The following is an 872-nucleotide window of genomic DNA, read 5'->3' as shown; positions in this document are numbered from 1 at the left end:
GGTATAGCCAACGAAAACACGACTATCAATCTCTATGGACCAGCCTTTAATGTTTTAGTTGCATCCGGTCTGTTAGGTTATGTGAGTGACGGCAAACAAACCGCGATTGGTTTTGATGGGCATAGATACGACTTTGTCAGCAGAATTATTGGCGGCAATGGCTATACTTACGAGACAATACCTGCTGGCAGTAACATGTGGAAAGAATGGTGGAGAGTGATCATGAATCCCATAAGCTCCCATACTTGCCTTGGAGATGTGGGTTATAAATGCCAAAAGTTTTACGGCTTATCTCATCGTGAACAAAAACCTTGAATTAAATAATGGAGTAAAAAATGAAACACATTTTAAAGTTATTAAGTGGAATAGTTTTGGTGAGTGTAACTGGATGTAATATCGATAAACCTCCTCTAGGAGAGATAGCTACGTGGGAGAAAAATGGTGTTACTGATTTTACTGAGGTAGGAAAAGCCTTATTAGAATGTGGAATGCCAACCCCTTATGATACTGATCCAGAAAGCAGAAAGCTCAGCTACAATGCAATAGCGACCATAGAAGCTTGTATGATTCAATCAGGTTTTCGTGATAAAGTGGGAGGGGGAACTTGGTGTGTAAATCATAAAGCCGAGGATCTTCCCATTTGTCGTCCAGGCGCTGTTGTTCCACAGCGCAGTGTCAAGAAGCGCTTAAATAGCCCTTTTTGTAAAAAATATAAAAATGCACCTGAATGCAAACCTTAAGTCTTGCTGTTTGTAATGACCAACAATCTGCCATCCTTGCCTTTACTTGGAATGGCGGGATTGTTTTCTCAATTTACCATCTCAACTCAGTTCAGAACTGTCTTGAAAAACGGAGATAAAATATCAACAGGC

Annotated in this window: 1 protein-coding gene and 1 pseudogene; both read left to right on the top strand. The window is 40.4% G+C overall.

The window, feature by feature from the left end; genetic code table 11:
• Positions 1-315 (top strand): annotated as a pseudogene (locus ACFIM8_RS09170) (filamentous hemagglutinin); the annotation flags it as partial.
• A 20-nt stretch (positions 316-335) separates the two neighbouring features.
• Entirely contained in the window at positions 336-740 is a 405-nt protein-coding gene (locus ACFIM8_RS09165) for a hypothetical protein (protein WP_375614837.1), read from the top strand.
• Positions 741-872 lie beyond the last annotated feature (132 nt).

This window comes from Bartonella sp. AC535YNZD (assembly GCF_042196625.1).
In the GTDB taxonomy this organism is placed as follows: domain Bacteria; phylum Pseudomonadota; class Alphaproteobacteria; order Rhizobiales; family Rhizobiaceae; genus Bartonella.
This window is presented reverse-complemented; position numbering and strand designations above follow the sequence as displayed.

Excerpts from the sequence above, each read along its gene's own strand:
- ACFIM8_RS09165 (WP_375614837.1), top strand. The coding sequence starts at position 336 with ATGAAACACATTTTAAAGTTATTAAGTGGAATAGTTTTGGTGAGTGTA.